This is a genomic window from Streptomyces sp. NPDC054849, assembly GCF_053610945.1.
In genome coordinates, this window is record NZ_JBSGZI010000032.1 from 15,134 (window position 1) to 41,141 (window position 26,008).

At 72.4% G+C, this 26,008-nt stretch carries 25 protein-coding genes; 9 read left to right on the forward strand and 16 right to left on the reverse strand.

The genetic code is table 11. The annotated features are described in order from the left end of the window. Nucleotides 1-33: 33 nt before the first annotated feature. Entirely contained in the window at nt 34-483 is a 450-nt protein-coding gene (locus tag ACWGIF_RS16635; RefSeq protein ID WP_453497377.1) for an SRPBCC family protein, read from the reverse strand. A gap of 228 nt (nt 484-711) precedes the next feature. Between ACWGIF_RS16635 and ACWGIF_RS16640 the strand changes: the two genes are divergently transcribed. Further along, nucleotides 712-1,779: a mechanosensitive ion channel family protein gene (locus ACWGIF_RS16640; protein WP_453497380.1), complete on the forward strand. Its 1,068-nt coding sequence runs from the start codon at nt 712-714 to the stop codon at nt 1,777-1,779. Between the two features lie 22 nt (nt 1,780-1,801). Here the strand turns inward: ACWGIF_RS16640 and ACWGIF_RS16645 are convergent, their stop codons facing one another. The 6 genes from ACWGIF_RS16645 to ACWGIF_RS16670 all read right to left on the reverse strand — a co-directional run bounded on the left by ACWGIF_RS16645 (nt 1,802) and on the right by ACWGIF_RS16670 (nt 5,706). Continuing rightward, the gene (locus ACWGIF_RS16645; protein WP_453497383.1) at nt 1,802-2,464 is read right to left on the reverse strand and encodes a DUF4230 domain-containing protein; all 663 of its coding nucleotides are present in this window, start codon (nt 2,462-2,464) and stop codon (nt 1,802-1,804) included. A 41-nt stretch (nt 2,465-2,505) separates the two neighbouring features. Then, nucleotides 2,506-2,628 carry a hypothetical protein gene (locus ACWGIF_RS16650; RefSeq protein ID WP_453497385.1) on the reverse strand — a complete coding sequence of 41 codons (123 nt, stop codon included), beginning with the start codon at nt 2,626-2,628 and terminating at the stop codon, nt 2,506-2,508. Between the two features lie 130 nt (nt 2,629-2,758). Continuing rightward, a complete protein-coding gene (locus tag ACWGIF_RS16655) occupies nt 2,759-3,223 on the reverse strand; it encodes an ATP-binding protein (protein WP_453497388.1) in 465 nt (154 codons plus the stop codon). Between the two features lie 148 nt (nt 3,224-3,371). Then, on the reverse strand, nt 3,372-4,331 hold the full coding sequence (locus ACWGIF_RS16660) for an anti-sigma factor RsbA family regulatory protein (protein WP_453497391.1): 960 nt from the start codon (nt 4,329-4,331) through the stop codon (nt 3,372-3,374). Beyond that, entirely contained in the window at nt 4,328-4,762 is a 435-nt protein-coding gene (locus tag ACWGIF_RS16665; protein WP_453497394.1) for an STAS domain-containing protein, read from the reverse strand. Before ACWGIF_RS16665 ends, ACWGIF_RS16660 begins: the two co-directional genes overlap by 4 nt. Before the next feature lie 8 nt (nt 4,763-4,770). Further along, nucleotides 4,771-5,706, reverse strand: coding sequence for a SigB/SigF/SigG family RNA polymerase sigma factor (locus tag ACWGIF_RS16670; protein WP_453497397.1), 936 nt, complete (start codon nt 5,704-5,706; stop codon nt 4,771-4,773). Nucleotides 5,707-5,916: 210 nt separating this feature from the next. Here ACWGIF_RS16670 and ACWGIF_RS16675 point away from each other — a divergent pair, with 210 nt between their 5' ends. The 3 genes from ACWGIF_RS16675 (at nt 5,917) to ACWGIF_RS16685 (ending at nt 12,905) form a co-directional block, all read left to right on the forward strand. Beyond that, on the forward strand, nt 5,917-6,261 hold the full coding sequence (locus tag ACWGIF_RS16675) for an STAS domain-containing protein (protein ID WP_453497400.1): 345 nt from the start codon (nt 5,917-5,919) through the stop codon (nt 6,259-6,261). 186 nt (nt 6,262-6,447) lie between these two features. Then, complete coding sequence (locus ACWGIF_RS16680) at nt 6,448-10,482, forward strand: HAMP domain-containing protein (RefSeq protein WP_453497403.1); 4,035 nt, start codon at nt 6,448-6,450, stop codon at nt 10,480-10,482. Next, nucleotides 10,479-12,905, forward strand: a complete 2,427-nt coding sequence (locus ACWGIF_RS16685) for a SpoIIE family protein phosphatase (RefSeq protein WP_453497406.1) — start codon at nt 10,479-10,481, stop codon at nt 12,903-12,905. The genes ACWGIF_RS16680 and ACWGIF_RS16685 overlap by 4 nt, the downstream gene beginning before the upstream one ends. Before the next feature lie 101 nt (nt 12,906-13,006). Here ACWGIF_RS16685 and ACWGIF_RS16690 read toward each other — a convergent pair whose 3' ends face one another. The 3 genes from ACWGIF_RS16690 to ACWGIF_RS16700 all read right to left on the reverse strand — a co-directional run bounded on the left by ACWGIF_RS16690 (nt 13,007) and on the right by ACWGIF_RS16700 (nt 17,110). Beyond that, entirely contained in the window at nt 13,007-14,263 is a 1,257-nt protein-coding gene (locus ACWGIF_RS16690) for a vWA domain-containing protein (protein WP_453497409.1), read from the reverse strand. Beyond that, nucleotides 14,260-15,597, reverse strand: a complete 1,338-nt coding sequence (locus ACWGIF_RS16695) for an AAA family ATPase (protein ID WP_453497412.1) — start codon at nt 15,595-15,597, stop codon at nt 14,260-14,262. The genes ACWGIF_RS16690 and ACWGIF_RS16695 overlap by 4 nt, the downstream gene beginning before the upstream one ends. Before the next feature lie 61 nt (nt 15,598-15,658). Further along, a complete protein-coding gene (locus ACWGIF_RS16700; RefSeq protein WP_453497415.1) occupies nt 15,659-17,110 on the reverse strand; it encodes a hypothetical protein in 1,452 nt (483 codons plus the stop codon). Between the two features lie 442 nt (nt 17,111-17,552). On the opposite strand from ACWGIF_RS16700, the gene ACWGIF_RS16705 reads away from it, so the two are divergent. Beyond that, a complete protein-coding gene (locus tag ACWGIF_RS16705) occupies nt 17,553-18,809 on the forward strand; it encodes a serine hydrolase domain-containing protein (protein WP_453497418.1) in 1,257 nt (418 codons plus the stop codon). 3 nt (nt 18,810-18,812) lie between these two features. On the opposite strand, the gene ACWGIF_RS16710 is transcribed toward ACWGIF_RS16705, so the two are convergent. The 4 genes from ACWGIF_RS16710 to ACWGIF_RS16725 all read right to left on the reverse strand — a co-directional run bounded on the left by ACWGIF_RS16710 (nt 18,813) and on the right by ACWGIF_RS16725 (nt 21,811). Next, nucleotides 18,813-20,162 carry an MFS transporter gene (locus tag ACWGIF_RS16710; protein ID WP_453497421.1) on the reverse strand — a complete coding sequence of 450 codons (1,350 nt, stop codon included), beginning with the start codon at nt 20,160-20,162 and terminating at the stop codon, nt 18,813-18,815. Nucleotides 20,163-20,277: 115 nt separating this feature from the next. After that, entirely contained in the window at nt 20,278-20,628 is a 351-nt protein-coding gene (locus ACWGIF_RS16715; RefSeq protein WP_453497424.1) for an ArsR/SmtB family transcription factor, read from the reverse strand. Nucleotides 20,629-20,743: 115 nt separating this feature from the next. After that, nucleotides 20,744-21,571 (reverse strand): CbtA family protein, encoded by an 828-nt coding sequence (locus ACWGIF_RS16720; RefSeq protein ID WP_453497427.1) that lies wholly within the window; start codon nt 21,569-21,571, stop codon nt 20,744-20,746. Nucleotides 21,572-21,583: 12 nt separating this feature from the next. Further along, the gene (locus ACWGIF_RS16725) at nt 21,584-21,811 is read right to left on the reverse strand and encodes a CbtB domain-containing protein (RefSeq protein WP_326593157.1); all 228 of its coding nucleotides are present in this window, start codon (nt 21,809-21,811) and stop codon (nt 21,584-21,586) included. A gap of 363 nt (nt 21,812-22,174) precedes the next feature. Here ACWGIF_RS16725 and ACWGIF_RS16730 point away from each other — a divergent pair, with 363 nt between their 5' ends. The 3 genes from ACWGIF_RS16730 (at nt 22,175) to ACWGIF_RS16740 (ending at nt 24,360) form a co-directional block, all read left to right on the forward strand. Continuing rightward, complete coding sequence (locus ACWGIF_RS16730; RefSeq protein ID WP_453497430.1) at nt 22,175-22,594, forward strand: hypothetical protein; 420 nt, start codon at nt 22,175-22,177, stop codon at nt 22,592-22,594. After that, nucleotides 22,594-23,505 (forward strand): MFS transporter, encoded by a 912-nt coding sequence (locus ACWGIF_RS16735; RefSeq protein ID WP_453497432.1) that lies wholly within the window; start codon nt 22,594-22,596, stop codon nt 23,503-23,505. Before ACWGIF_RS16730 ends, ACWGIF_RS16735 begins: the two co-directional genes overlap by 1 nt. Before the next feature lie 219 nt (nt 23,506-23,724). Next, the gene (locus ACWGIF_RS16740; RefSeq protein WP_453497435.1) at nt 23,725-24,360 is read left to right on the forward strand and encodes an alpha-ketoglutarate-dependent dioxygenase AlkB; all 636 of its coding nucleotides are present in this window, start codon (nt 23,725-23,727) and stop codon (nt 24,358-24,360) included. A 143-nt stretch (nt 24,361-24,503) separates the two neighbouring features. Here ACWGIF_RS16740 and ACWGIF_RS16745 read toward each other — a convergent pair whose 3' ends face one another. Continuing rightward, nucleotides 24,504-24,794, reverse strand: coding sequence for a YkvA family protein (locus ACWGIF_RS16745; protein ID WP_453497438.1), 291 nt, complete (start codon nt 24,792-24,794; stop codon nt 24,504-24,506). Nucleotides 24,795-24,849: 55 nt separating this feature from the next. Continuing rightward, a complete protein-coding gene (locus ACWGIF_RS16750) occupies nt 24,850-25,314 on the reverse strand; it encodes a MarR family winged helix-turn-helix transcriptional regulator (protein WP_453497441.1) in 465 nt (154 codons plus the stop codon). A 114-nt stretch (nt 25,315-25,428) separates the two neighbouring features. On the opposite strand from ACWGIF_RS16750, the gene ACWGIF_RS16755 reads away from it, so the two are divergent. Next, nucleotides 25,429-26,004 carry a DoxX family membrane protein gene (locus ACWGIF_RS16755; RefSeq protein ID WP_453497444.1) on the forward strand — a complete coding sequence of 192 codons (576 nt, stop codon included), beginning with the start codon at nt 25,429-25,431 and terminating at the stop codon, nt 26,002-26,004. The last annotated feature ends 4 nt before the right edge of the window (nt 26,005-26,008 follow it).

Sequence of the window (26,008 nt, forward strand, 5' to 3'; positions counted from 1 at the left end):
CCCTCGCGATCAGCCGCTCAGCCGCTCAGCCGCTCAGACCTCGCCGCGCCAGGCGCCCGTCTCGACCCCGCGCGACTCGATGAACAGCTTGAACCGCTTCAGATCACCCGCGACCTGACGCTTGACGAAGCCGAGTTTGTCGGCGGCCGACTCGGCCAGACCGTCCGGCACCCAGTTCATGTGCAGGACGACCTTGGTGGTGCTCGCGTCGATCGGCTGGAAGGTGACGAGCCCGGCCTGGCGGGGGTCCCCGTCGACCGTCATCCAGGCGACGCGCCGGTCCGGGAGCTGCTCGGTGATCCGTGCGTCGAACTCGCGCCGCACACCGTTCACGTTCGTCACCCAGTGGGTGAGCGTGTTCGTGCGCTGCTCGATGCGTTCGACTCCCTCCATGAAGGCGGGGAAGTCCTCGAACTGCGTCCACTGGTTGTAGGCCGTGCGTACGGGGACGTTGACCTCGACGTACTCCTCGACGTGCGACATGTGCACCCCTTCCGTGGTTGAGGACATCTCGAGGCGCGGCTACCCGCCCCCGAAGGCCCCATGCACCGGCCCTCGACGTGGGAGGCATCGGTGAACTGGGCGCATGCGAAGCAGAGTTGGCAACGCCCGGAGTGCCGCACAGCTCGGGGGACAAGGGGAGTCGTGTCAGTTCCCTCCCAGGGGGCAGGCGCGTGAACGTCCATGCCGCCTTTCATCCGCTGAGGAGATATGAACAGCGCTCTACGCCTGCCGGCCGTCCTGGGCGGCTCGATCCTGCTCACCCTCACGGCCGTATGGGCCGTCGACCTGCTGTTGCGCCGAGCCGACGCACGGCACCCCGAGACCCCACTCTGGAACCTGCTGCGCCGCTGCCGCCGCCCCCTGCAGATCGTGCTGCTCGCCGCGCTGCTCAAGGGCGCCTACCGGCAGACCGCGTGGCCGCCGCTGCAGGACAACGCGGCCACCGTGGGCCGGATCCTCTCACTCGCGCTGATCGGTGCCGGGGCCTGGCTGATCGTCGCCGTGGCCTCCGCCGTCGTCGAGTCGGGGTACGCCCGTTACGCCACCGGCACCCGCGACCCGGCCCGGGTGCGCCGGGTCCGCACCCAAGTGACGCTGATCATGCGGGTCGTCACGGTCGTCGTGGGCGTCGTCGCTGCCGCCGCGATGCTCCTCACCTTCCCGAGCTTCCGCGCCCTCGGCACCTCGATGCTCGCCTCCGCCGGGATCATCGGCATAGTGGCGGGCGTCGCGGCCCAGTCCACCCTCGGAAACCTCTTCGCCGGCTTCCAGATCGCCTTCGGAGACATGGTGCGCATCGGCGACACGGTCGTGGTGGCAGGCGAGTGGGGGGTGGTCGAGGACATCACCCTCACCTTCCTCGCCGTACGCACCTGGGACGAACGCCGCATCACCATGCCCGTGTCGTACTTCACCACCCGCCCCTTCGAGAACTGGTCCCGCGGCGGCGTCCAGATGACGGGCACCGTCTTCCTCCACTGCGACCACAGTGCGCCCGTCGACCTCATGCGCGACAAGGTCCACGAGATCCTCCTCGACTGCCCGGAGTGGGACGGCCGCGGCTGGGACCTCGCCGTCACGGAGGCGACGTCCTCCACCATCGTGGTGCGGGCCATCGTCACGGCCAAGGACGCCGACGATCTGTGGACGGTACGCTGCGCCGTACGGGAGCGGCTGGTCGCGTGGCTCGTGGAGAAGCACCCGGACGCCCTGCCGCGCGTCCTCCTGGGCCCGGCCCCGGGAGCGGGGGACGCCGGGGCCGAGCGCAGCCGATGACGGCGCGCGACGACGGTACGGCTCAGCCGTACGCGACCGTCACCTTTCGGAAGCCCAGGGAACGCAGCAGCCCCTCCAGCATCGACGTGGTGTTCTTCTCGGCGCGCTCGGCGAGACCGCTGTCGCGGGCGGCTGCGTTGATGTGCTGTACGGCGAGCTTCTGCACGGCCTGCTCGCCGGCCGGGTTGTCGGAGAACAGATCGCCGATCCGGTCCAGCAGGCCCCGCTGCTTCGACACCGCGTACGAGCGGTTCGGGTCGAGGGCGGCCGTCCCGAGCACCGCGTGGGGCAGCCGGATCGAGGCCTCGGTGCGGTCGCCGTTCACGGTGACGTTGCGCTCGTCGAGTCGGCCCAGGTCGACGTACCCGCTGACAGATCCGGAGCCCACGTACAGGGTGCGGGTTCCGCGGATCGCATCCGGCAGGAGCGCCGCGTCCTTCTCCAGGTCCACGACCACCTGGAAGTTGCCGACGGCGCCCTCGTAACGCGCCATGTCCTGGATCGACTTGAGCAGCGCGGGACCGGAGCGGTCCCGGGTCTCCTCGCCGAACAGGCCGCCGAATCCCGGAATCAGGCTGAAGCGCTCCACGAGCACGATCAGCACCACGACCATCGCCAGGCCTACGGCGATCCGTCCCCACCACGGGCGCCGCGCGCCGCCCGGCCGTTCCGAAGAGGTTTCCATGCTTCGCGGATACCCCGTGGAAGGCGGATCCAGCGCGGTTGTCAGCGGTGCCTGGCGAGCGTGTGTACGAGGACGAGCAGGGCGAAGGCGATGACGAGCAGGTGCACCCAGGCGGGGCCGGGCACCGGGGTCAGGGACAGCGTCGTGATCTGATGTGAGGTCATGATGCGCTCCTGCCCGCGGCAGCCGGATCGACGCCCCTCGCCACAGGGCGGGGGCGGTCCGAGCAGGCCGGGCGGTCCGAGCATGCCGGGCGGGCCCGGCAGACCGGGCGGTCTGTGCGGGCCGGCCCGGTCATCGTCCCGTGGGCCTGCCGGACACCAGTCGGGAGGCCTCGATCTCCGCCCAGACGGCCTTCCCGTGTTCATGCGTGTGGACGCCCCAGCGGTCGGACAGCCGCTCCACGATGTAGAGGCCGTGGCCGCCCGGGACACCGCGTTGCGGGGCCGGGTGGCGGCGCGGCGGCGTCGTCGTGCCGTCGCACACCTCGATACGCAAAGCCTCCCCGGCCGTGAGCACGAGTTCGTGACAGCCGTCCGCGTGCAGTGAGGCGTTGGTCAGCAGTTCGGACACGAGGAGCAGGGTGTCCTCGGCGGTCTCGGTCCCGTCCCAGCCCCAATCATGCAGGGCCTGGCGCGTGAAGTCGCGGCCCTTGCCCACGGCGCCGCGGACGCCCGCCAGGGCGAGCCGACGGCGCTGCCCTCCGGCGGGAAGGCCGGCGCTCACTGGATCGCCCGTTTCCGGACCGATGGTCTCCACTGTGCTCTTTCACCCCCACGTTGACACTGGTCTGTGCTCTCGGCATCTGCCCGGCGTGGCCACGGTCGATGTCTCGGACTGTCGGTACGCCCCCCGGCGGGCCGGGCCCGCACGAGCCTGCCCGGGACAGTGTAAGGCGCTGCCGTTCTCAGGACGTCGCCATGTGAAGCCGCAGCGTGAAGCCGCCGTCCGTGGCACGGACCTCGACCAGGTCGCAGAGCTGGTGGATCATCCACAGACCACGGCCGCCGTTGGCCGACGCCAGGGAAGGGCGGCGACGGCCCGCCAGGGGGTCGGCCAGGCGGCCGCCGTCGTGGATCTCGGCGACGACTCCCGCCCCGGCGGCGCCGGCCGTGGTCCACAGCCGGAGGGTGCCTTTTCCGCCTCCGTGGGAGAGGGAGTTGGCCGCCGCCTCGCTGATGGCGAGGATGAGATCACCGCGTCGTGCCGGGGACAGGGCCGTTCCGTGCGCCCAGGCCTCGGCGTAGTCGCGCACCTCGGCGAGTCCTCCGTGGGAGTACTCGAGCCGGGGCACCTCGCCGTCGTGTTCGGGCAGGGGGCGATCGCAGTCCGCGGAGACCGTCGCGACGTCGGTGTAGACCGGGCTCAGCAGGTCCCGGCCCTGCTCGATGAGCGTGGGGTGGGTGCGCCGGGCGTCGGCCACCACCGAGGGCGCCAGACCCCGTACGTCGTAAGGGCAGAGGATGGTGGCCGCCCGGCCTGCGAAGGCCGTGTTGATGAGGGCCTCGTGCCGGGTGGCCTCCAGCACCTCGGCGGGGGAGCGGCCGGGCCATATCGGCTCGCCGACGATCCGGGCGGCCCGGCCCGCGTGCCGGTCGGCGAAATCCTGCAAGGCGGCCAGAATGCGCCCGGGATTGCGGCCCAGCTCCGTCATGTCCGTCCAGGCGATCTCCGGCGTGCTCTCGCCGAGGGTCTCGCGCAGGGCGTCCAGGTGAGGGCCCGGCACGGCGACGAGGACGGGTTCGTCGACGGACAGCGCCCCACGTACGAAATCGCCCACCCCGGTGAGGTACTCGGCGAGATCCCCGTAGAAGAGGGCAGGGTGGACGAAGGCCCCGGGCCCGGCGGGCGCAGGAACAGTGATCATGCTGCGACCTCCAGCGCGGCGCATTCGTCCGGGAACATCTCCACTACCTTGCGCAGCGAGTATGGCGGGTCGTGGAGCAACAGGCGCCGCCCCTGACCGTCCAGGGCGGCCGAGGCCTGCACCAGGGCGGCGACTGCGGTCGTGTCGAGGAAGGCCACGGCGGAAAGATCGAGGTGGACGACGGGCCCGGGGATCCCGGTCACGACTCCGAGCGCGGCGGACAGGGCCTGCCGGGTGTCGAAGTCGCAGCTGCCGCTCAGGCGTGCGCCGGGCCGGTCCCGCAAGGGGAGGGCGGTCAGCGGGGTCGCCGCGCCCGCACCCGTCCGCCTGTCCCCGCACCGCGCGACCGCGCCCGCCCCCGCCACGTCGTCATGGTGCGCTTGTGCGCCGACGGGGGAGGCGGACCGGTCGCGTCGGTGAGAGGACGTCATTCCCGGGCCTACTCCGTCAGCATGCCGGCGCGCAGCCGGGCCAGCGTCCGGGACAGGAGACGGGAGACCTGCATCTGGGAAATGCCCAGCTCGGCACCGATCTCGGCCTGGGTCTTCTCCTGGCCGAATCGCATCTGCAGGATGCGCCGGTCACGCTCGTCCAGCTGTTCCAGCAGGGGTGCCAGGGTGTGGAACTCCTCGAAGAGCTCCATGGCGGGGTCGACGTCGCCCACGCGCTCCGCCAGCGGCCGGGTCGTCCGGCTCGTCGAGGACGGCACGTCGCTCTCCGAGCCGGAGGTGTCGAGCGAACCGCTCGTGTAGCCGTTCGCGGCCACCAGCCCGTCGATGACCTCGTCCTCGGACAGTTCCAGGTGCTGGGCGACCTCCTTGACCGTCGGCGCCCTGCCCAGGACGTCGGTCAGCGCCTCCTGCGCCTTGGCGAGTTCCGTACGCAGTTCCTGCAGGCGGCGCGGGACGTGCACGGCCCAGGTGGTGTCGCGGAAGTAGCGCTTGATCTCACCGGTGATGTACGGAAGCGCGAGGGTGGAGAATTCGACCTCGCGCTCGGGCTCGTAGCGGTCGATGGCCTTGATCAGCCCGATCGTTCCGACCTGGATGATGTCGTCCATGTCGAGACCGCCGCCGAGTACGCGGGCACGGAAGCGCCGCGCGGCGAACTGCACGAGTGAGAGGTTCATCTCGATCAGGGTGTTGCGCGTGTACTGGTACTCGCGCGTCCCCTCTTCCAGCGTGCGCAGCGTGCGGAAGAAGACCCGCGACAGCTCGCGTGCGTCGGCGGGCGCCATTTCGCGGGCGTTCTCCACACGGACCAGATCCTGATCCTGAGTTGGAGCTGGCGCTTCCGCAGTGCCGTGGTCATCACGAACAGTGACCTGCGTGTCTATTGCACGAATAAGGCCTACCACGGTGGCCGAGCGAGACATGGTGGCCGCTCCCTCCCGATTGACTAACGGCTGCCGGGACGCTTGTGCCCCGGCTTCGCAGTTCTAATCATCTTGGTGACGTGAGTCTCTTCTTCGGGTCGCCCCGCGCCGGAAAGGCGGGGGCGCCGTGCCGGGAGACGCCCTCCTCGGTGGAACGAGCAGGCATACTCCCTGAGGACAACGTACAGGTGGCGATCCGGGGAGGCGGACATGACCGGAGCAAGAGACGCGTACCAGGACGGTGTGGTCGGTGACGGCTACCCGGCGGCGGACAGCTGGGTGGTCGCGGCCCGCGGGGAGCTCGATCAGGACACGCTGGCCCCCCTGGAGGAGGCTCTCACCTCCGCGGCGGGCAGCTACCCACTGGTGGTTCTGGACGCGAGTTCCATCACCTTCGGTGACTCCTCGTTCCTGAACCTGCTTCTGCGGCTGCACCACCTCACCGCCCTGCGCATCGCCGCCCCCGGCGAGCAGTTGCAACGGCTCTTCGCCGTGACGGGCGCCGACACGGTCCTCTCCCTGCACGCGAGTGTCGAAGACGCCCTCGGGGCGTGAACTCGCACCGCCTCCGGTGTGGTCGGTCGTGTCCTGTCGCCCCGTCGGGGCCGTTAGCCTTCACCGGACCGGTTCCGCGGTGACGACGGACCCAGGCGGAGTCGGGCGCTCCGGCATGGCCTGAAGCCGGGGGCCGGTCCTTTCCCGCGTATCGGAGCGGTTTGGTATCGAGAGTGAGGTTGGCGAATGGCCGAGCGGGCGGGCACGGATGCACGCAGCGGGGCACCCGTGCTGCCGGGTGAGAGCGGTATCGGCGAGACGGAGCTGCGCCAGTTGCTGGCCGGGCTGACCGCCGTACGCGACGGGGATTTCCGCACCCGGCTGCCCGATGGGGCGGACGGGCTGCTCGGGGAGATCGCCACCGTCTTCAACGGGATGGTCAACCAGCTCTCGCAGTTCACCTCCGAGGTGACGCGGGTGGCCCGCGAAGTGGGCACCGAGGGAACGCTGGGCGGCCAGGCCGACGTGCCGGGAGTCGGGGGAGCCTGGCTGGACCTCACCGATTCGGTCAACTTCATGGCCGGAAATCTCACGGCCCAGGTGCGCTCCATCGCCCAGGTCGCGACCGCCGTGGCCAAGGGCGACCTCTCGCAGAAGATCACCGTCACGGCTCGCGGGGAGATCCTGGAGCTGAAGGAGACAATCAACACGATGGTCGACCAGCTCTCCGGTTTCGCCGGGGAGGTCACGAGGGTGGCCCGTGAAGTCGGCACCGAGGGCCGCCTCGGAGGCCAGGCGGACGTGAAGGGCGTCTCCGGCACGTGGAAGGACCTGACGGAATCGGTCAACGTCATGGCCGACAACCTCACCGCCCAGGTGCGCTCGATCGCCGAGGTCACCACCGCCGTGGCCCAGGGCGACCTGACGCAGAAGATCCGGGTGGACGCGCGCGGCGAGATCCTGGAGCTGAAGGAGACCATCAACACGATGGTCGACCAGCTGTCCGCGTTCGCCGACGAGGTCACCCGGGTGGCCCGCGAAGTCGGCACCGAGGGCAACCTGGGCGGCCAGGCCACGGTCCGTGGGGTCTCCGGCACCTGGAAGGACCTCACCGACAACGTCAACGTCATGGCGTCCAACCTCACCGGTCAGGTGCGGTCCATCGCCCAGGTGGCCACCGCCGTCGCCCGCGGCGACCTCTCGCAGAAGATCACGGTGGAGGCGAAGGGCGAGGTCGCCGCGCTGGCCGGGGTCATCAACACGATGGTCGACACCCTCTCCGCGTTCGCCGACGAGGTGACGCGGGTGGCCCGTGAGGTCGGCACCGAGGGCCGGCTCGGCGGTCAGGCACAGGTCCCCAACGTGGCGGGCACCTGGAAGGACCTCACCGACAACGTCAACTCCATGGCGAACAACCTCACCGGCCAGGTCCGCAACATCGCCCTCGTCACCACCGCCGTCGCCAACGGAGACCTGTCCAAGAAGATCGACGTGGACGCCCGCGGCGAGATCCTTGAGCTGAAGACCACCATCAACACGATGGTCGACCAGCTCTCCTCCTTCGCGGCCGAGGTCACCCGCGTCGCCCGCGAGGTCGGCAGTGAGGGCCGACTCGGCGGCCAGGCCGAGGTCGAGGGCGTCTCCGGCACCTGGAAGCGCCTGACCGAGAACGTCAACGAGCTGGCCGGCAACCTGACCCGCCAGGTCCGGGCCATCGCAGAGGTCGCCAGCGCGGTCGCCGAGGGCGACCTGACCCGCTCGATCACGGTCGACGCCTCGGGTGAGGTCGCGGAACTCAAGGACAACATCAACTCCATGGTCGGGTCGCTGCGCGAGAGCACCCGGGCCAACCAGGAGCAGGACTGGCTCAAGTCCAATCTGGCCCGCATCTCCGGCCTGATGCAGGGCCACCGGGACCTCGCCGCCGTCGCCGAACTCGTCATGGACGAACTGACGCCGCTCGTCGCCGCCCAGTACGGCGCCTTCTACCTCGCCGAGGACGGCCCCCGCGGCACCGTGCTCACCCTCGTCGGCTCCTACGGCCGTCCCTCGGGCGCCGAGGAGCCCACCGTGTTCGCCCTCGGCGAGTCCCTGGTCGGGCAGGCGGCCCGCAGCCACCGGATCATCGCCACCGACCAGGTCCCCGGCGACTACGTCATCTCCTCGGGGCTGGGCCGCACCACCCCGGGCGCCTTGATCATCCTGCCGATCGTGGTGGACGAGCAGGTCCTCGGAGTGATCGAACTCGCATCCTTCACGAGATTCACCCCCGTGCACCGCGACTTCCTCACCCAGCTGATGGAGACCATCGGCGCCAACGTCAACACGATCGTCGCCAACGCCCGGACCGACGAACTGCTCGGCGAGTCCCAGCGACTGACCGCCGAGCTCCAGGCCCGCTCGGAGGAACTCCAGGTCCAGCAGGAGGAACTCCAGCGCTCCAACGCGGAGCTGGAGGAGAAGGCGGCCCTCCTCGCCAGCCAGAACAGCGACATCGAGGCCAAGAACCTGGAGATCGAACAGGCCAGGCAGGAACTGGAGACCCGCGCACAGCAGTTGTCACTGGCCTCCACCTACAAGTCCGAGTTCCTGGCCAACATGAGCCACGAGCTGCGGACACCGCTCAACAGCCTGCTCATCCTCGCGCAGCTGCTCGCCCAGAACCCCACTCGCAACCTCACCCCCAAGCAGGTCGAGTACGCGGGCATCATCCACTCGGCCGGCTCGGACCTGCTCCAGCTGATCAACGACATCCTCGACCTGTCCAAGGTCGAAGCCGGAAAGATGGACGTCCATCCCGAGCGGGTGGACCTGCCCCAGCTGCTCGAGTACGTCGACGCGACCTTCCGGCCGATGACCACGCAGAAGAGCCTCGACTTCACCGTCACCACCGCCCCCGACGCACCCGACGACCTGCTCACCGACGACTCCCGGCTGCGCCAGATCCTGCGCAACCTGCTGTCCAACGCGGTCAAGTTCACCGAGCGCGGCGGCGTCGAGCTCCGTATCGAACCGGCGGCCGTCTCCGAGATCCCCGCCGGTCTTCCCCGGCGCGGCCCGCTGCTGGCCTTCCGGGTACGGGACACGGGCATCGGCATCCCCGAGCAGCAGCTGGAGTCCGTGTTCGGAGCCTTCCAGCAGGCCGACGGCACCACCAGCCGCAAATACGGCGGCACCGGCCTCGGGCTCTCCATCAGCCGCGAGATCGCCCAGCTCCTGGGCGGGGCGGTCACCGCGGAGAGCACACCGGGCCAGGGCAGCACCTTCACCCTCTACCTGCCGGTCAGCCGCGCGGACTACGAGGCCGCCCCCCACTCCGACGCCGTCCACGCCGAGACGCCTGTGACACCGTCGCGCGGCAACGCGTCCAGGGCGGCCGATGCGGACCGTCCGGACACCCCCGCGCTCCCGGCCCAGCGGCGCCCCCGCCGCCTGCTCGTGATCGAGGAACGGCCCAACGGCCTGCTCACCCTCGTGGCCGAGAGCGCCGACCGGGACGTCGTCCCCCGCCCTCAGGTGACGGGGGAGCGCGGCGGCAGCCATGTGGTCAACGCGACGAGCGCACGGGAGGCCGCCGCGGCCCTGGCATCCGACTCCTTCCACTGCGTCGTCCTGCAGCTGGACATGCCCGACGGTGAGGCGCTGCGCTTCCTCGACGCGCTCGACGGCGACCCGGCCCTCTCCTCGCTCCCCGTCCTCGCACACGACAATCCCCGGGTCGGGACCGGTCAGGAGAAGGCCCTGCGGGAGCGGTCCGCAGCCCGCCACGTGGAGATGCTGTCCAGCCTGGACGAGCTGCGGGAGCGCATCGCGCTCCACCTGTCCGCCGAGCAGCCGGGGGACGTGCCGCCCCTCGTGCAGGGAGACGCGCAGCGGCAGCCGGCCACCCATGTGCTCGACGGCGAGCTGGCCGGACGCACCGTCCTCGTCGTCGACGACGACGCACGCAACCTGTTCGCCCTCAGCGGGATCCTCGAACTGCACGGCATGCACGTGCTCCACGCCGAGGACGGCCGCAAGGGCATCGACACCCTCACCCGCAACGCAGGTGTCGACCTCGTGCTGATGGACGTCATGATGCCCGAACTGGACGGCTACGCCGCCACCGCCGAGATCCGGCGGATGCCGGAGTACCAGCGCCTGCCCATCATCGCGGTCACCGCCAAGGCGATGCCCGGGGACCGGGAGAAGAGCCTCGCCGCGGGCGCCAGCGACTATGTGACCAAACCGGTGGATGCCGACGACCTCATCGCCCGCGTCCGGCACTGGCTCACGCGATGACCGCGGACACGCAACGGCACGACGATGCCCGCCCGCAGCGTACGGCGACCCGCGATCAGGCCGCGAGCGTCGTCCCGCACCAGGCGCCGACCCCGCTCGGACGTCTCGTCGCGACGGTCGAACGGCTGCGCCGTGAGGTGCTGGAGGCACACGCGGCAGCCGACGGCAGGGCCTTGGTCGAACTGGCCAAGGGCGTCCTGATCGGGCAGCTGAACTGCACGCCGGCCGCGGCGGCACAGCAGCTCGACGTGCTGTGCCGCGAAAGTGGGACGTCCCTCTTGGAACTCGCCGCCGACATCGTCAACCAGGCGTCCCGCGACCGTGTCAGCGAGATCGCCGCAGAATTCGTCGAGCGGACCGCCACGGCCGGCGCCCCCGCCACCGAGCCGCCCTCCGCGGTGTCGGTGCGGCTGCGCACCGCCGAGAGCGGCATGCTGGCCGCCGCCGCCGACACCCAGGCGGTGGCCGAGTCCCTCCTGACGAACGCCCTGGGCCCCCTGGGAGCGGTCGCCGTCGCGGTGTGGACCGCGGTGCCCGACGGCTCGCTGGCCCTCGCCGGCCACGCCGGATTCCCGCCCGGGGAGGCCGCCCGCTGGCGGCACGTACCGCCGGGCGTCTCCACCGTCGCCCGCCTCGCGCTGGGGGAACGCCGACTGGTCACCGTCGCCGACCTCACGCGCGAAGGGCTGCCCTCCATCGGTCACCTCCAGTGGCCCGACGGCGGACGGATGGCCGTACCGACGGGGACGGGCGGACGGATCCACGGCGTCCTCGAAATCTGCTGGCCGCAGCCCCTGGCACCGCAGTCACCGCAGATCGAGCGTCAAGTCGAGGCCCTCGCGGAGCTGTGCGCCCACACCATGGACGTTGCGCCCCCACGCGACCCGGTGACCGCCGACGCGGTGCTCCCGGACGTCGTGGAGCTCATCGACCTCGCCGAGGGACTGCAGGATCCCGCCGTGGTGCTCACCCCGGTCCTCGACCCCGAGGGCGGGCTCGGCGACTTCCGGATCCGTCACGTCGGCAGCCGGTTCGTCGACCCGGTGGGACGGCCGCGCGGTGACGTCAACGGTGCGCTGCTGCTGGAGGCCTATCCGATGGCCGCCGGCGAGAGCGGGCTGTTCGACATCATCGAGCGCGTGCACGCGACGGGCGAGCCGTTCAGGGCCGAACGCATGAGCCTGACCGCGCTCGTCGACCAGATCCCGCTCACCTCGGTCGCGGACATCAGCGTGAGCCGCCACGGCGCCGCCGTCCTGCTGATCTGGCGGATCGAGGACGAGACGGCCCGGCTGGCCAACCTCCTCCAGCACGCCCAGCGCCTGGGCCGGATCGGCGGTTTCGAGGAGAACCTCGCCACCGGAGAGACCACCTGGAACGCGCAGCTGTACGCGCTGCACGGACTCCCGGCCACCGAGCCCCCGGTACGGCTGCGGGAACTGCCCGGCTACGCCCATCCGGACGACTCCGCCGCCCTCGGCCGCTTCCTGCGGGCGGTGCTCCGCCACCGTCGTCCCTCCTCGGTGAACTTCCGCCTCCGGAGACCCGACGGAATCACCCGCCACATCCGGGTCGTCGCCGAGCCCGTCCTCGACGCCGACCAGCGGCTGCATGCCGTGCGCGGCGCCTACCAGGACATCTCCGCCCAGCACTGGACCGAGGTGGCGCTGGCCGCGACCAGGGACCAGCTCGCCCACACCGAGGCCGAGTCCGCCGAACGCAACCGGCTCGCCCTGCAGTTGCAGCACGCCATCATGCCGCCCTCGCCCCCGGCCATCGAGGCGCCGGGGCTGCGGGTCGCCGTCCGTTACCGGCCGGCGGAGACCGAGTCACTCGTCGGAGGCGACTGGTATGACGCCGTGGTCCTGCCCTCCGGGCTGATCATGGTGTCCGTGGGGGACGTCGCCGGTCACGGCATCGAGGCGGCCACCGGCATGGTCGTGCTGCGCAACGCCCTGCGCGGCCTCGCCGTCACCGGCGCCGGGCCCGCCCAGTTGCTGTCCTGGCTCAACACGGTCACCCATCACCTGGCCAAGCACGTGACGGCCACCGCCGTCTGCGGCCTCTTCGACCCGAGCACCAGGGTGCTGCGCTGGGCGCGCGCGGGTCACCTGCCGCCCGTACTCGTACGCGGGGGCGAGGCCGGGGCCTTCCCGCTCATCGAGGGCCTGCTCCTCGGAGCCCTGCCCGATGTCACTTACGTGGAGCGGGAGATGCAGCTCGAACCGGACGACACCCTGCTGATGTTCACGGACGGTCTGGTGGAACGGCGGGACTGCTCGGTCCAGGACTCGCTCGGCCATCTCGTGAACGCGGCGGCCGCCGCGGCCGGGGACCTGGACGGGCAGCTGGACCGCCTCCTCGCCGAGAGCCGGTCCGACACGGACGACGACACGTGCGTGATCGGCATCCGGGTCGGCTGAGGCGCGTACGTGGGGTGGTGGTCAGAACAACGTCGCCGCCACTCGGAGGTCTCCGCGGCGGAGTTCGGCGCCGGAAACTCCCGCATGTCCGTACCGCCGTCTCACCGGGCGGCGGGAGTGGAGCCGATGGTCACCACGCGCGCCCACTCGGGCGGCGCGTCCGGTGTGTATGCGGGGTCGGGATCGTCCTCGTCCCACCCCGCCTCCCGGGGGAACAGGCCCACCACCGTCCGGCAGGGCGGTCGGGACGCCGGCCAGGACGTCTGCCCGTCGGTCAGGACGACGATGACGTCCGGCCGGGGCCCCGCCCGCAGTGCCTTGGCGAAGCCCGTACGCAGATCCGTACCCCCGCCGCCCAGCAGCGGGATGCCCTCGCCCCTGCACAGAGGATGCACGATCCGGGCCGCCGCGTCACACGGCACCACGGTGATCAGGTCGCGACGGCCGCCGACGGCGTGGGAGATCGCGGCGACCTCCAGCAGCGCACTGCCCAGTTCGGCGTCGCTGACCGACCCGGAGGTGTCGATGACCACCGAGACCCGGGGCGGCCTGCGCAGCAGGCTCGGCAGGACGGCGCCGGGCACACCGGCCGAGCGGCGCGACGGCCGGCCGTAGCTGTAGTCGTGGCCTGCGCCCGAGCCGGAGGCCGCCGAGCGGACCGCCGCCCCCAGCAACGCCCGCCACGGCTGCGGCGGGTGGAACGCCTCCTCCGCCCACCGCTTCCACGCCTTCGGGGCGTTCCCGGGACGGCCGGTGATCCCCTGTGCCACCCGGAACCGGACCGCGTCCCGGGCCTGCTCGCTGAGGCCGTCCGCGCCGTCCGGCCCCAGGTCCCACTCCCGTTCCAGCCCGTCGGCGCCGCTGCCGCAGTCCAGCCAGACCAGTTCCCGCGTCATCGGCCCGAGGCTGAACCGGCGCAGGTAGTCCTCCATGAGCAGCCCCGGGGGCAGGCCCAGGCACTCCGGCTTCACGACGTCGTCGGGGCACGTCAACCCGTCCCCGAACGCATCGTCGTTGATCTCGCAGTCCGCGGCGATGTTCATCCGCAGCCGTTCCCCGGGGCCGCTCAGCCCCTGCTTCCGCGCGACGCGGTCGCCGCGCCCGTGGTGATCGCGCAGCAGGTGCGACACCTCGTGCACCCAGACTCCCGCGAGCTCCTCCACCGGCGTCCGGTCCACGAACGACGGCGAGACGTAGCACCGCCAGTGCCGGTCGACGGCCATCGTCGGTACCCGCCGTGACTCCACGGTGTGCAGGGCGAACAGCGCCGTCGCAAGGTAGGGGCGGACCCGGGCCGCGTGCAGCCGGGCGGCGAAGAGCTTGTCGCGGTCCAGTGCCCCCGCCGTGTCCGGGCTCACCGGCCGGCCCGCGCGGGGGCCGCGGCCCGGTCCGCCGTGCGGGCCGCCGCCCGGTCCGCACGCTGGGACAGGCCCACCACTCCGGCGAGCCGTTCGATCAACGCCGGAACGTCCCAGTCCTCCCGGCGCAGCGAGGCGAGCGTGGTCGCGGGAACGACCACCAGGTCCGGGGCTCCGGTCTCCACCGCCCGGACCAGGAGCGCCCACGCCGCGTCCCAGCGGGCCTTCTCCGGGCGCTTGCGGACCGCTGCCACCACCGCGTCGAGCACCGCTTGGCGCAGGTCCCCCCGATCGGGCAGGACGGCGCCCGACGGGTCGGCGAGCAGCGACTCGGGGTCGGGGAGGTCCAGCCGGTCCAGTGAGGCCAGCAGCTCCAGCCCCGGACCGTCCCCCACGGTGCCCCTGACCAGGAGGGAGAGGACTTCTCTGGAGGAGCCGGCGGCGGTGGCGAAGGCGATCAGACGCAGTGTCATGTCCCAGCTGCGCGGGGACGGCCAGGGGCCGCCCCGCCGCGCTTCGTTGCCGGGCAGCAGGTGGACGAGCGCGGGCCGGGCGGCGAGGAGCGCGCACACCGCACGCCGGGCGTAGTCCACGGCCGCCGGCAGGCGCTGCGCGTCGAGGCGCGGCAGGGTGGCCCGGGGCCAGGTCCCGCCCAGCCCGCGGACCACGACCTCGGGGTCGTGGGTCCACCGGAGGTGGACGAACCGGTTGGCCAGGGGCGGGCTGAGCTCCCAGCCGTCGGCCGCCGAGGACCGCGGATTGGCGGCGGCCACGATCCGGACCGCGGGCGGCAGGTGCAGGGTGCCGATCCGCCGCTCGAGCACGAGGCGGAGCAGTGCGGCCTGGACGGCGGGCGGCGCGGTGGACAGCTCGTCCAGGAAGAGAAGTCCGCTGCCTGCCCGGACCAGACGCACGGCCCAGTCCGGCGGGGCCATCGGGACGCCCTGCTCCGCGGGATCGTCTCCGACGATGGGCAGACCGGAGAAGTCGGACGGCTCGTGCACACTGGCGATGACCGTGGTCAGCGGAAGGCCCAGGGTCTCGGAGAGCTGTGTCAGGGCCGCGGTCTTGCCGATGCCCGGCTCACCCCACAGGAGCACGGGCAGATCTGCCGCCACGGCCAGGGTCAGGGCCTCCAGCTGGAGGTCGGGGCGCGGCTCGGTGGTGGTGTCGCGCAGCAGGTCCAGCAAGGCTCCGGCGATGTCGAGTGGGGAGGCGTGGACCGGGTCGAGGGGGGCGTCGGCGGCGGCGGACGTGATGCCGGCGGCTGCGGACGGGAATCCGGGGCCGGGGCAGGGGGCGTCGGGTGCGGAGAGCGGGGCGTATACGGGCATGCGTGATCACCTGTGGGTTTCGTGAAGGGTCGAGTGGGTGCGGGGACGGAAGGTCCCCGGGTCAACGAGAGTTCGCCCGGCGAGGGTGGGAGCGGTCGTGCCGCGGGCGGCGGGCCCGCGGGGGAGTGCGGCCGGGCCCCGGTCCGGCCAGGCCCGCACGGAACAGTCCGTAGGTGATCCGCCGCTGCGCGGCCGCCTCCAGTGCGTCCCGCAGCGCCCCGGTGCGCAGCGTCGCGTCCGGACCCAGCAGGCCCTCGACGACGGCCAGCGCCCCGGCGGTGTCACCGTGGTCCAGGCGTTCGCGGACCCCGGTGAGGCAGTCCGGACGACGGTGCGCCGCATCGATGGCCTGCAGACAGGGGAGCGGAGTGCCGGTCAGTGCGACCAGCAGTTCCTCCCGGCGGATCTCCGCCCGATCGTGGTCCAGCGGCGCCAGTACCCCGTCCACCAGGCCGATCCGGTGCTGTTCCCCGCGACATTCGACGAGGCGCGGCGGCCCCGCCCGTTCCGCGGTCCCGGACGGAACGGCCGGCGGACGATCCGGTACCAGTGCCGAGGCGACCAGCGGATGCAGCCGGCCGGCCTCGATCGAACCGGTCCGGATCAGCTCAAGGTCGGGCAGCACCCAAGCCGCGGCGTCGGGCAGGACCGGCAGGGCCGAGGCGCTGCCGTCCGCGGGCGCCGCCGTGATCCGCATGGCTGGCCGACCGGGGCAGTTCCCGTCCGCGCCTCCGCCTCCGTCCGCGTGCACGTCAAGGACCAGCCGTTGCCGGGACCCGAACCGCACGGTGACGGATCCGGTCCCGGTGGGCCGCCCCTCGGCGCGGAGCAGGATCTGCGCCTCGGCGGCCCAGCGGTCGACGGCGCAGCGATGCCCCTGCGGGAGCGCCTCCAGGAGCTCCGGGTCCCGTACCGGGAGGCCCTCGGCGGGTGACCGGTCGGCCCCTGCCCGGACCCGCAGTTCGCCGGTCCTGCGGGCGTCCCACAGGTGGCGGTGCAGGTCGAGGCGGAAGCGCCGGTCGGGACGGTCCCTGCGGTCGGGGCGGTCCCGGCGGAACGGGTCACCCGCGACGCCTGTTCCGGAGCGGGATCCGTCCCACAGCGCGAGGCTGATCCGCTGACCGCCGTCCGCCCAGGCCGGTGGAGTCCTGGCGACGAGGTACACCCGCCCGGCCTCGTCAGGCCCGGCCGTGTCGTACCGGGCCAGAGCCATGCTCAGACCCGGGCGCAGCAGCCCGTCGGGAGCGATGCGCGGCATGTGCCAGCGCAACAGGTCCGGCGCGATATGGCGAAGATCGGACCGGATCCGGGCCGCGAGGTCGTCACCGTGCGAGCGCGCCACACGGCGCAGGTTGAAGTCGACATCGATGTTTGCGGCGGCGCACGCGCCGGCCCAGTCCCCGACGGAACGGCGGGCGGTCGCAGACTCGATCATGGACGGCGGTACGGCGTACTCGCGTACCCGCCGCCAGAAGGAAAGGCGGGAATCCCCATACGCGGTCTGAGTGAGCATCAGCACTCACCTTGCGCGGACGGGACCCCCGATCTGTGAGCAGCATGGGTGGTCATCGCGGTGATCGTATAGGCCCGGACCGCGCGCTGCCAGATCTTTTCGTCGCCGGGCCACGAGCCACGGTCCGGAGGCGGACGGCGGACGGCGGACGGCGGACGGGGCGCCGGGGCACTCGGCTGATGGGCTGTCAGGTCAGCTGGGCCCTCCCCCCTGAGGCGGAGACCGGTGTGGGCCGGGGGTACCGGTCGCGGGCGGAGCCGGGACCTGGGCCCCTCGTGCCCGCGAGCGATGCAGCGGACGGGGGCCGATTCCTAGGGTCGGTGCATGCGGCCACGAGCTTCCCCCACGGGGGAGCCTGCGGCCTGTCGACCCGGCGACCGCGCCGAGGCCGGCCCACCCCGACTGCCCGATGCGCCCGGCAGGGTGCACAAGGAGGGTTACCATGACCGACCGTTCTCGTCAGCCCCGGCCCGCTCGCGCCTCGTCGTCGGCCGGGCCGCGACGCGGCATCACGATGGTGGCCGTGCTGGCCGCCGCCCTGGCGGTGGGCGGCACGCTCCCCGCATCCGCATCCGCATCCGCATCCGCGTCAGCACCCGCTTCAGCACCCGCGTCCCCGTCCGCGTTCACGGGGCAGGCCCGCGGCTCCGGTGACGCCGTACGGCACGGTGTGGAGCGCCTGGTGAGCGACGACCGGTATCCGGCCGCCCTGGCCGCCACCGTCGGCCGCGACGGACGGACCCGCAACTACACCGCCGGGGTGGCCGACATGCGAACCGGGGCGAAGGTGCCGGTCGACGGGCAGGTGCGGGTGGGCAGCAACACCAAGACGTTCACCGCCACCGTCGTCCTGCAGCTGGTCGGCGAGGGCAAGGCCGAACTCGACGCCCCCATCGAGCGGTACCTGCCCGGCCTGGTGCGCGGCGAGGGCATCGACGGCCGTGCCATCACGGTGCGTCACCTGCTCCAGCACACCAGCGGACTGCCCAACTACACCGACTTCATGATCGACGACTTCCTGAAGGCGGGCGGGCACACCTACTACGAGCCCCGGGCCCTGCTCGACCTCGCCCTGTCCCGCAAGGCGCTCTTCGCTCCCGGGACCGACTGGTCGTACAGCAACACCAACTACGTCCTCGCGGGTCTGCTCATCGAGAAGGTCACCGGCCGCCCCCTGGCCGAGCAGATCACCCAGCGGATCATCGACCGCGCCGGACTGCGCCACACCTACTTCCCGGGCGTGGGCGACGAGACCATCCGGGAGGCCCATCCCCGCGGCTACCACGCGACGCAGCCGGGGGGGCCGCTGGGGGACATCACGCGGATGGACCCCTCCTGGGGCTGGGCCGCCGGGCAGCTGATCTCCACCCCGGGCGACCTGAACCGCTTCTTCGCCGCCCTGATCGGCGGCAAGCTGCTGCGACCGGCCGAGCTCGCGCAGATGCGCACCACCGTCCCGATCCCCGACCGCACCGGCACGGAGCCCGGTGTCCGTGCAGGGCTCGGGATCATCAGCACGCCGCTGAGCTGCGGCGGCCTGATGTGGGGTCACGGAGGTGACATACCCGGCTACACCACCCGCAACGGCGTCACCGACGACGGCCGCGCCGCCGCGGTCGCCGTCACCGCCGCCAAGGCACTCGCCCCGCAGGGCCCCGACCACGCCCAGACCCTCGTCGACACCGCCCTGTGCAGGTGAGGCCTAGAGGATGCCCTCGGGCCACCGGTGGTGGTGCTGGTCGATGACGTAGTGGTGGCCGTGCCGCCAACCGCCCCCGGCCGGGCGGGCGTCGACGAGGTGCGGATGACCGGGCGGCAGGTCCGGGTGTACGTGCTCCAGCCGGTACGGGTCACGGGTGGGCCAGATCGCGGCCGCGGCCGCGGTGGAAGCGAGGGCGACGGCCCCCAGGACCACGGCGGTCAGCGACAGGCCCGCCTCCGTGCCGAGCCAGCCGGCCAGGGGATAGGTCAGCAGCCAGCAGCCGTGGGAGAGGGAGAACCGGGCGGCGAAGGCGGCGGGCAGATCCGCGTCGGCGCTGGAGCGGCGGATCACGCGGCCCCCCGGCGTCAGGACGGCGGAGCAGGCCGCGCCGATCGCGGCCCAGAGCGCCAGGAGGGCGGGCCAGGACCAGGCCGCCGGGGCGGTCGCGGTGAGCGCCGCCGCGGCCGCCAGGATCACCGGGAGGGCGAAGGCGGCGCGGACCATCACCGTACGGTCGGCGGCACGTCGCAGAAGGCGGGGCAGAGCCAGGACGGTCAGCATGGAGCCGGCGCCGTACGCGCCGAGGGCGAGCGAGACGGATGCGGCCGGGCGGTCGAAGTGGTCGCGGACCAGGGAAACGGTGTCGACGAAGACGATCGCTCCGGCGGCGGCGACCGCGAGGTCGAGGGCGAGCAGGGCCCGCAGCCGGGGAGTCGCCCGGAAGAGCCGGGCGCCGAAGGCGACCTTCGCGCACACTCCGCCGGTCCGTTCCACGGGGGCGGGTTTGGGCAGTGCGGTGGCGACGACGAGCGCGGCGGAGGCGAGGAAGCCGACGGTCGTGCCCGCGAACAGCCACTCGTAGGAGACGAGACTCAGCAGTGCCGCAGCCAGCGCCGGACTGAACAGGCTCTCCAGGTCGTAGGCGAGCCGGGTCATCGACAAGGCCCGGGTGTAGTCGCGTTCGGCGGGCAGCACCACGGGGACGGTGGCCTGGAAGACCGGGGTGAAGGCGGCCGACGCCGCCTGGAGCAGGAAGATCAGGAGGTGGATCTGCCAGACCTCGGTGACGAACGGGAGGGCCAGTGCCACGCCGGCGCGGGTGAGGTCCATCGCCGCCATGAGGGTGCGGCGGGGCATCCGGTCGGCGAGCGCTCCGATCACCGGCGCGATGGAGACGTAGGCGATCATCTTGATCGCCAGTGCGGTGCCGAGGACCGCGGAGGCGCCGTCGCCCGCGAGGTCGTACGCGAGCAGGCTCAGCGCGACGGTGGCGAGCCCGGTCCCGACCAGGGCGACGACTTGGGCGGTGAACAGACGGCGGTAGGTGCCGTTGCGCAGTACGGACAGCACGGTCCCCCGTCCGGTCGGCGGATCGATGACACCGGACCAGCCTAGCCAACGTGTGCGTACGTGTGCACGTATGGCAGCCGGATACGCTCCACGCCTCACCCGAGAGGGCCCGTGGTCAGTCGTGCGGCGGCAGCGAGCCGAGCTGGTGGTCGGCGACGTTCAGGGCCTCGTCGACCAGCCCGCGCAGATGCCCGTGGCGCAGGGCGTACACGACCCGGCGGCCGTCCTTGCGGGTGGTGACCAGTCCGGCGAGGCGGAGCTTGGCCAGGTGCTGGCTGACGGAGGGGCGGGCGGCCCCGCACGCCTCCGTGAGGGTGGTGACGTCGGCCTCGCCGCGGCCGAGCCGCTCCATCAGCGCCAGGCGTGTGCGGTCCGCGAGCAGGGCCAGCACGGACGCGGCCGTCTCCAGCCGGTCACCCCGCTTCTGCCACATCCGTGCACCTGCCGGATGCGTGCCTGCGCTCATGTGCACATCGTAGGGCGGCCGGAGTACGACACCTGCGCCGGTGCGCGCTTGTGCGCGGGCCCCGCCGACCCCGCAGGGGGGTGACGGGGTCCGCGCACAGGCGTCGCGGAGGTGATCAGCCGGCGGCGGGCGCCGTCTGCCGGGCCGTCGCCTCCGCGCCGTCGGCGCGCGCGGCGAGGAGCCGCTGGGCCAGGACGCCGAAGACGACGCCGAACACCGTCCACAGCACCAACTGGACGGCCAGCGAGGCGATCCGGAACTCCCACAGCAGGGCGGCGGGGAAACCGGGCTTGACCGCGTCGTCGTTCCCCGGAAGGAACACGAACGCGAGGGCGGCGGCGAGGATGAAGCCGCCGCTCGCGGCCAGTGTCGCGTTCCAGTTGCCCAGGCGCGGTGCCAGCCGCCGTCCGAGGATGATCGCGCCGATGCCGAGCAGCACGCTGAGCAGGATCATCAGGAAGAACAGCGTGGTGCGCTGACCGATCGTGTCCGGGTTGCCGACCGCCGGCGGGGTGGCCGGGTACTTCAGGAACGGCACCAGGTAGACCGTGGCGAAGGCGCCCGCCGCGGTGAGCGCCGCGGTCGCCCGCGGGCTGAACCCGCCCACGCGACCGAGGGCGAACGAGAACGCGAGCGAAGCGATGCCGCCCAGCGCGACCCCGTAGACCAGGACGCCCGTGGCCAGTCCGACGGTGGACTGCACCGGTCGGCTGACGGCTTCCTCCTCCTCGGCGGCTCCGCCCGCCGCGGCGTCGCCGCCGTGCCCGGCGTGACCGCTCGGAGCGCTCGCGGCGTCCTGGGCGGCCTGGGCCTCCTCCACGGCGATGGAGCCGCGTACCGGAGGCTCACCCACGACGTAGGCGACGGCGAAGGCGAACAGACCGGCGATCAGGCCCGCGAGCATGCCGCGGACCAGCAGGCCTCTGACAGTGGAGGCGTACATGTGCACAGCCTCTCAGTGGCAGGGGAAGCCGAGCAGGTGACGCCCATCGTGCACCCACTCGTGCACGCCTTCGCCGGCGAACACGGACGTGGCGCCCTGTTCGGCACCGACGAAGTAGAGGGCGACGAGCATCAGAAGACCGACGAAGAGCGCCCAGGGCAGCACCGCGCGCACGGGCAGCGGAGCCGACAGGGAGCCGGCGGGGGTGGATACGGCAGCGGAAGCGACAGCCTCGGCCATGATGGAACCTCCTCGGGGAACAACGCGTCCCATACGGTGGTGCAGGACGACGGTCCTCGGGTCTGACTCGCCGCGGCGCCACCCTGAGGATGCCGCCACAGCACACAGTGGCGCGACCATGCCGGATTCACACCGGGCTTCCGTCTCGCCGTCGTCGCTATGTGTAGATGTCGCCGTGACGGTACCGCGTGCCGGGCCTGCGGCCAAGACCGTGAGTTCCTGATCACACGCGCACGCTGCAGGATTGTCCCTTCGGCCCGCGCCCGAACCCCGGTTGTCCGGCAGACGGCCCGACAGGCTGCTAAAATCACCGCGTTGGCCTTCGGCGAACGTGCCCCGTGCGCGCGTCCGGAGGCTTTTTTCATGCCTTCGCACCCCTCCACCCCTTCCTGCCCCGGCCACCCCACCGACCCTGTCCCGCACGGCACCGCCGAACCCGCCGAACCCGCCGCGCCCGCCAACACCGGCTATCGCGACCTGCTCCGCAGCAGGGAGTTCGCCGGGCTGTACGCCGGCTTCACCCTCACGGCCTCCGCAGGCACCTTGTCCGCTTTCGCGCTCGGCTCACTCGTCAACCGGCAGACCGGATCCCCGTTCCTGACGGCCGTCAGCATGTACGGCGCCACCTTCGCCACGGTGGTGGGCGCCCTGACCCTGATGTCGGTCGCGGACGGCGAACGCCCCCGCCGGACCCTGCTCCTGCTCCAGTTCCCTCGCTGCTGGGCGTCGCCGCCCAGGCGATCCCCGGCCTGCCGTCGGCCGCCCGGTTCGGTCTGCTGCTGATGCTCGGCTTCTTCCAGGCCCTCGGGACCGGCACGCGTCTGGGGCTGCTCGCGGAGGTCGTGCCCATCTCGGCCTACGCGGCGGCCCGTTCGCTGATGAACATCACCTCGGGCGGTACGGCGATCCTCGGCTACGCCGTCGGCGCGGTACTGCTGAGGCACTTGAGCCCGTACGGAGTCTTCCTCACCGCCGCCGCCCTCACCGCCCTCGGAACGGCCGCGGTGGCGGCCACCGTCCGGGAGCGCACGATCCGGCTCACCCGCCGCCCCGGACTGCGCCGGACCTGGACGACGAACGCCGAGCTGTTCGCCGACGCCCGCCGGCGGGTGCTGCTGCTGAACCTGTGGGTCCCCAACGGTCTGATCGTGGGCTGCGAGGCCCTGTTGATCTCCTACGACCCCGGCCACGCCGGCACCCTGCTGGCGGCCGGATCGGCGGGCATGCTCCTCGGGGACCTGGCCGTCGGCCGACTGCTCACCGCCGACGGGCGCCGCCGCCACGCGTTCGCCCTGCGTCTGCTGCTCGCCGTCCCCTTCCTGCTGTTCGCGCTCCATCCGCCCGTCCTGGTCCTGACAGCCGCGGTGTTCCTCGCCGGCGCGGGATTCGCGGCCACCCTGCCGCTGCAGGAGCAACTCCTCGCACTGACCCCCGAGCCGGTCCGCGGCCAGGTCCAGGGAGTCGAGTCGGCCGGGCGGATGACCTGGCAGAGCCTCGGCGCCGCGATCGCGGGCGGCCTGGCCCAGTACCTGGCCCCCGGAGCGGCGATCGCCCTCGTCGCCGCGCTCTCCGTCGCCGTGACCGTCCTCTCCCGGCCGTCCGGCCGCAAGGGCCCGTCGGCCACCGGTGCGGCGGGGTGGAGTCGGACCCCCGCAGGGACCACGGTCCGCGCACGGGTGACGGGTGACGGGTGACGGGTGACGTGTGAGGGGTGGTGTCCGACGGTGAACCGCGCAGTCCGCCGGCCCGTTCCACGGCCCGCCTCACGGCCCGCCTCACGGCCCGTCCCAGGCGGCCGGTCCGAGTCGGCCCGGCCGAGTCCGTGAATCCACAGCCTCCGGCCGGTGGATGAGGTGCGGTGCCCGGGCGATGTATTCGTGCACGTGTTCGGTTCGTGGGGCTAGGCTGGAGTCATGTACGGAGTCCAAGGCCTTCAGGGTTCCCTGTTCGACCAGGGTGACGAGATCCGGCTCGGCCCTCTCGGCGGCATGCGGCGGACCGAGCTCGGCGCCGGAGCCTGGGTCGATCACCTGCCCGGCTGGCTGAGCGGCGCCGACGCGCTCTTCGAGCGGCTGGCCGCCGACGTGCCGTGGCGCGCCGAGCGCCGGCAGATGTACGAGCGCGAGGTGGAGGTGCCCCGGCTGCTCGCCTTCTACGCCGAGGGCGAGCCGCTGCCGCACTCCTCGCTCACCGAGGCCCGCGAGGCGCTGACCCGCCACTACGCCGCCGAGCTCGGCGAGCCCTTCGCCACCGCCGGTCTGTGCCTGTATCGCGACGGCCGTGACAGCGTCGCCTGGCACGGAGACCGGACCGGCCGTTCCTCGACCGAGGACACCATGGTGGCCATCGTCTCCGTGGGCGACCCGCGCGATCTCGCCCTCCGCCCGCGCGACGGCGGGGCCACCCTGCTGCGCCTGCCCTTGGGTCACGGGGACCTCGTCGTCATGGGCGGCTCCTGTCAGCGGACCATGGAACACGCCGTACCCAAGTCGGCGCGGGCCGTCGGACCGCGCATCAGCATCCAGTTCCGGCCCCGGGGCGTCCTCTGACCCGGGCTCCCGCCCCCCCGCCGGAGGCGCGGCCGCATCATCGCAGGACGTCCAGCTGGTGCGCATGGTCCGGGCGCGTTCCCACGTGTGCGCCGGGCCGTGCCGTCGACGGGGCGGCTCCGCCCCGTCGGGCGGAGGTTCCTTCACAAGGTGCCGGGCTCCTTCGCGGGCCGGCTCGCCGCCGCCGCGTGCAGGGAGCGCAGCGCCAGCATCAGGACCCCGATGTCGTCGAGGTACACCGGATCCGGAATCAGGTCCACCGGCGAGACGGTGTAGATCACGGCGACCCAGAACAGGGCCTTGTCGCGCACCGGGATCCCCGCGTCGAGCAGCAGCCGCCGCGCCTTGAAGACCCGTACGAGCAGCACGGCCGCGGCGATCGCGAGGCCCACCGCGACGAGCGCGGCCAGCGTGAGCCAGACCTTTCCGTCCATGGCGCCCCTATACCCCGGTACCGGGCCGCGCTACCCGGTCGGCGGCCGGAACCACTCAGGCCCCCTGTCCGCGCAGCCGGCGTCCGACCTCGCCCAGCCCGTCGGCGAGCGCGTCGAGCTGCCCGGGAGTGAGGACGTCGACCAGGACCTCGCGGACCGTCGCCACGTGCCCGGGTGCGGCCTCCTCCAGCTTGGCGGCGCCCGCGTCGGTGAGCACGGCGAAGACGCCGCGCACGTCGGAGGGGCAGCTGCGCCGGCGCACGAGCCCGGCCTTCTCCATCTGCGTGACCTGGTAGGTCAGCCCGCTCTTGGAGTTGATCAGGCCGTTGGCGAGCTCGGTCATCCGCAGCTCGCGGCCGGGCGCCGCAGCGAGCCGCACGAGGATCTCGTACTGGGGGTGCGAGAGGCCGGAGTCGTCCTTGAGCTGCTGGTCGAGCCGGCGGTTCACCAGGGCCGACGCGGCCAGGAAGCCGCTCCAGGCCCGCATCTCGCGCTCGTCCAGCCATCTCGGTTCAGCCATGGCTCCAGACTACACGGGTTGTTCCAATTTGAATCAGTGGTTAGGGTCGACGGCTAGCGGTTCGAATTTGAACAACTCTTCTGCCCCCGGGCCGCTCGACCGGAAGGATCCCCGATGACCAGCCCCTCCGTCACCGCGACGAAGCCGCAGGCCGCCGCCCCGGACGCGCAGCTCCGCGCCGCAGCCCTCTCCACCCCCGGCCACGACACCGGCCTGCTGCTCCTGCGCCTCGTCCTCGGGCTGACCATGACCGCACACGGCACCCAGAAACTCTTCGGCTGGTTCGGGGGCGGCGGCGTCAGCGGCACGGGCCGCTTCTTCACCGCCAGCGGCTACCCCGCAGGCGACGCCATGGCCGTCCTCGCCGGCCTGACCGAGACCCTGGGCGGCCTCGGCCTCGCCCTCGGTCTGCTCACCCCGCTCGCCGGCGCCGCCGTCGTCGGCACGCTCGTCAACGCGATCGCCGTCCACGGCGCAGGCGCCTTCTTCGCCCCGAAGGGCATCGAGTACGAGCTGCTGCTGACCGCGGGCGCCGCGGCCCTCGCCCTCACCGGCCCCGGCCGGTACGCCGCCGACCGCTTCCTGCCCGTCCTGCGCGGCCACCGCCTGGCACACGGCGCGCTGGCCCTCACCCTCGGCCTGGTCCTCGCCGCCGTTCTGCTGCTCGTACGCGACCAGGGCGTCGCCTAGGCGT

Bases quoted from the DNA above. Each gene is read 5' to 3' on its own strand.
- ACWGIF_RS16635 (WP_453497377.1), bottom strand. From the start codon at position 483: ATGTCGCACGTCGAGGAGTACGTCGAGGTCAACGTCCCCGTACGCACG.
- ACWGIF_RS16640 (WP_453497380.1), top strand. From the start codon at position 712: ATGAACAGCGCTCTACGCCTGCCGGCCGTCCTGGGCGGCTCGATCCTG.
- ACWGIF_RS16645 (WP_453497383.1), bottom strand. From the start codon at position 2,464: ATGGAAACCTCTTCGGAACGGCCGGGCGGCGCGCGGCGCCCGTGGTGG.
- ACWGIF_RS16650 (WP_453497385.1), bottom strand. From the start codon at position 2,628: ATGACCTCACATCAGATCACGACGCTGTCCCTGACCCCGGTGCCCGGC.
- ACWGIF_RS16660 (WP_453497391.1), bottom strand. From the start codon at position 4,331: ATGATCACTGTTCCTGCGCCCGCCGGGCCCGGGGCCTTCGTCCACCCT.
- ACWGIF_RS16665 (WP_453497394.1), bottom strand. From the start codon at position 4,762: ATGACGTCCTCTCACCGACGCGACCGGTCCGCCTCCCCCGTCGGCGCA.
- ACWGIF_RS16670 (WP_453497397.1), bottom strand. From the start codon at position 5,706: ATGTCTCGCTCGGCCACCGTGGTAGGCCTTATTCGTGCAATAGACACG.
- ACWGIF_RS16675 (WP_453497400.1), top strand. From the start codon at position 5,917: ATGACCGGAGCAAGAGACGCGTACCAGGACGGTGTGGTCGGTGACGGC.
- ACWGIF_RS16680 (WP_453497403.1), top strand. From the start codon at position 6,448: ATGGCCGAGCGGGCGGGCACGGATGCACGCAGCGGGGCACCCGTGCTG.
- ACWGIF_RS16685 (WP_453497406.1), top strand. From the start codon at position 10,479: ATGACCGCGGACACGCAACGGCACGACGATGCCCGCCCGCAGCGTACG.
- ACWGIF_RS16695 (WP_453497412.1), bottom strand. From the start codon at position 15,597: ATGCCCGTATACGCCCCGCTCTCCGCACCCGACGCCCCCTGCCCCGGC.
- ACWGIF_RS16700 (WP_453497415.1), bottom strand. From the start codon at position 17,110: ATGCTCACTCAGACCGCGTATGGGGATTCCCGCCTTTCCTTCTGGCGG.
- ACWGIF_RS16705 (WP_453497418.1), top strand. From the start codon at position 17,553: ATGACCGACCGTTCTCGTCAGCCCCGGCCCGCTCGCGCCTCGTCGTCG.
- ACWGIF_RS16715 (WP_453497424.1), bottom strand. From the start codon at position 20,628: ATGAGCGCAGGCACGCATCCGGCAGGTGCACGGATGTGGCAGAAGCGG.
- ACWGIF_RS16720 (WP_453497427.1), bottom strand. From the start codon at position 21,571: ATGTACGCCTCCACTGTCAGAGGCCTGCTGGTCCGCGGCATGCTCGCG.
- ACWGIF_RS16725 (WP_326593157.1), bottom strand. From the start codon at position 21,811: ATGGCCGAGGCTGTCGCTTCCGCTGCCGTATCCACCCCCGCCGGCTCC.
- ACWGIF_RS16730 (WP_453497430.1), top strand. From the start codon at position 22,175: ATGCCTTCGCACCCCTCCACCCCTTCCTGCCCCGGCCACCCCACCGAC.
- ACWGIF_RS16735 (WP_453497432.1), top strand. From the start codon at position 22,594: ATGCTCGGCTTCTTCCAGGCCCTCGGGACCGGCACGCGTCTGGGGCTG.
- ACWGIF_RS16740 (WP_453497435.1), top strand. From the start codon at position 23,725: ATGTACGGAGTCCAAGGCCTTCAGGGTTCCCTGTTCGACCAGGGTGAC.
- ACWGIF_RS16745 (WP_453497438.1), bottom strand. From the start codon at position 24,794: ATGGACGGAAAGGTCTGGCTCACGCTGGCCGCGCTCGTCGCGGTGGGC.
- ACWGIF_RS16750 (WP_453497441.1), bottom strand. From the start codon at position 25,314: ATGGCTGAACCGAGATGGCTGGACGAGCGCGAGATGCGGGCCTGGAGC.
- ACWGIF_RS16755 (WP_453497444.1), top strand. From the start codon at position 25,429: ATGACCAGCCCCTCCGTCACCGCGACGAAGCCGCAGGCCGCCGCCCCG.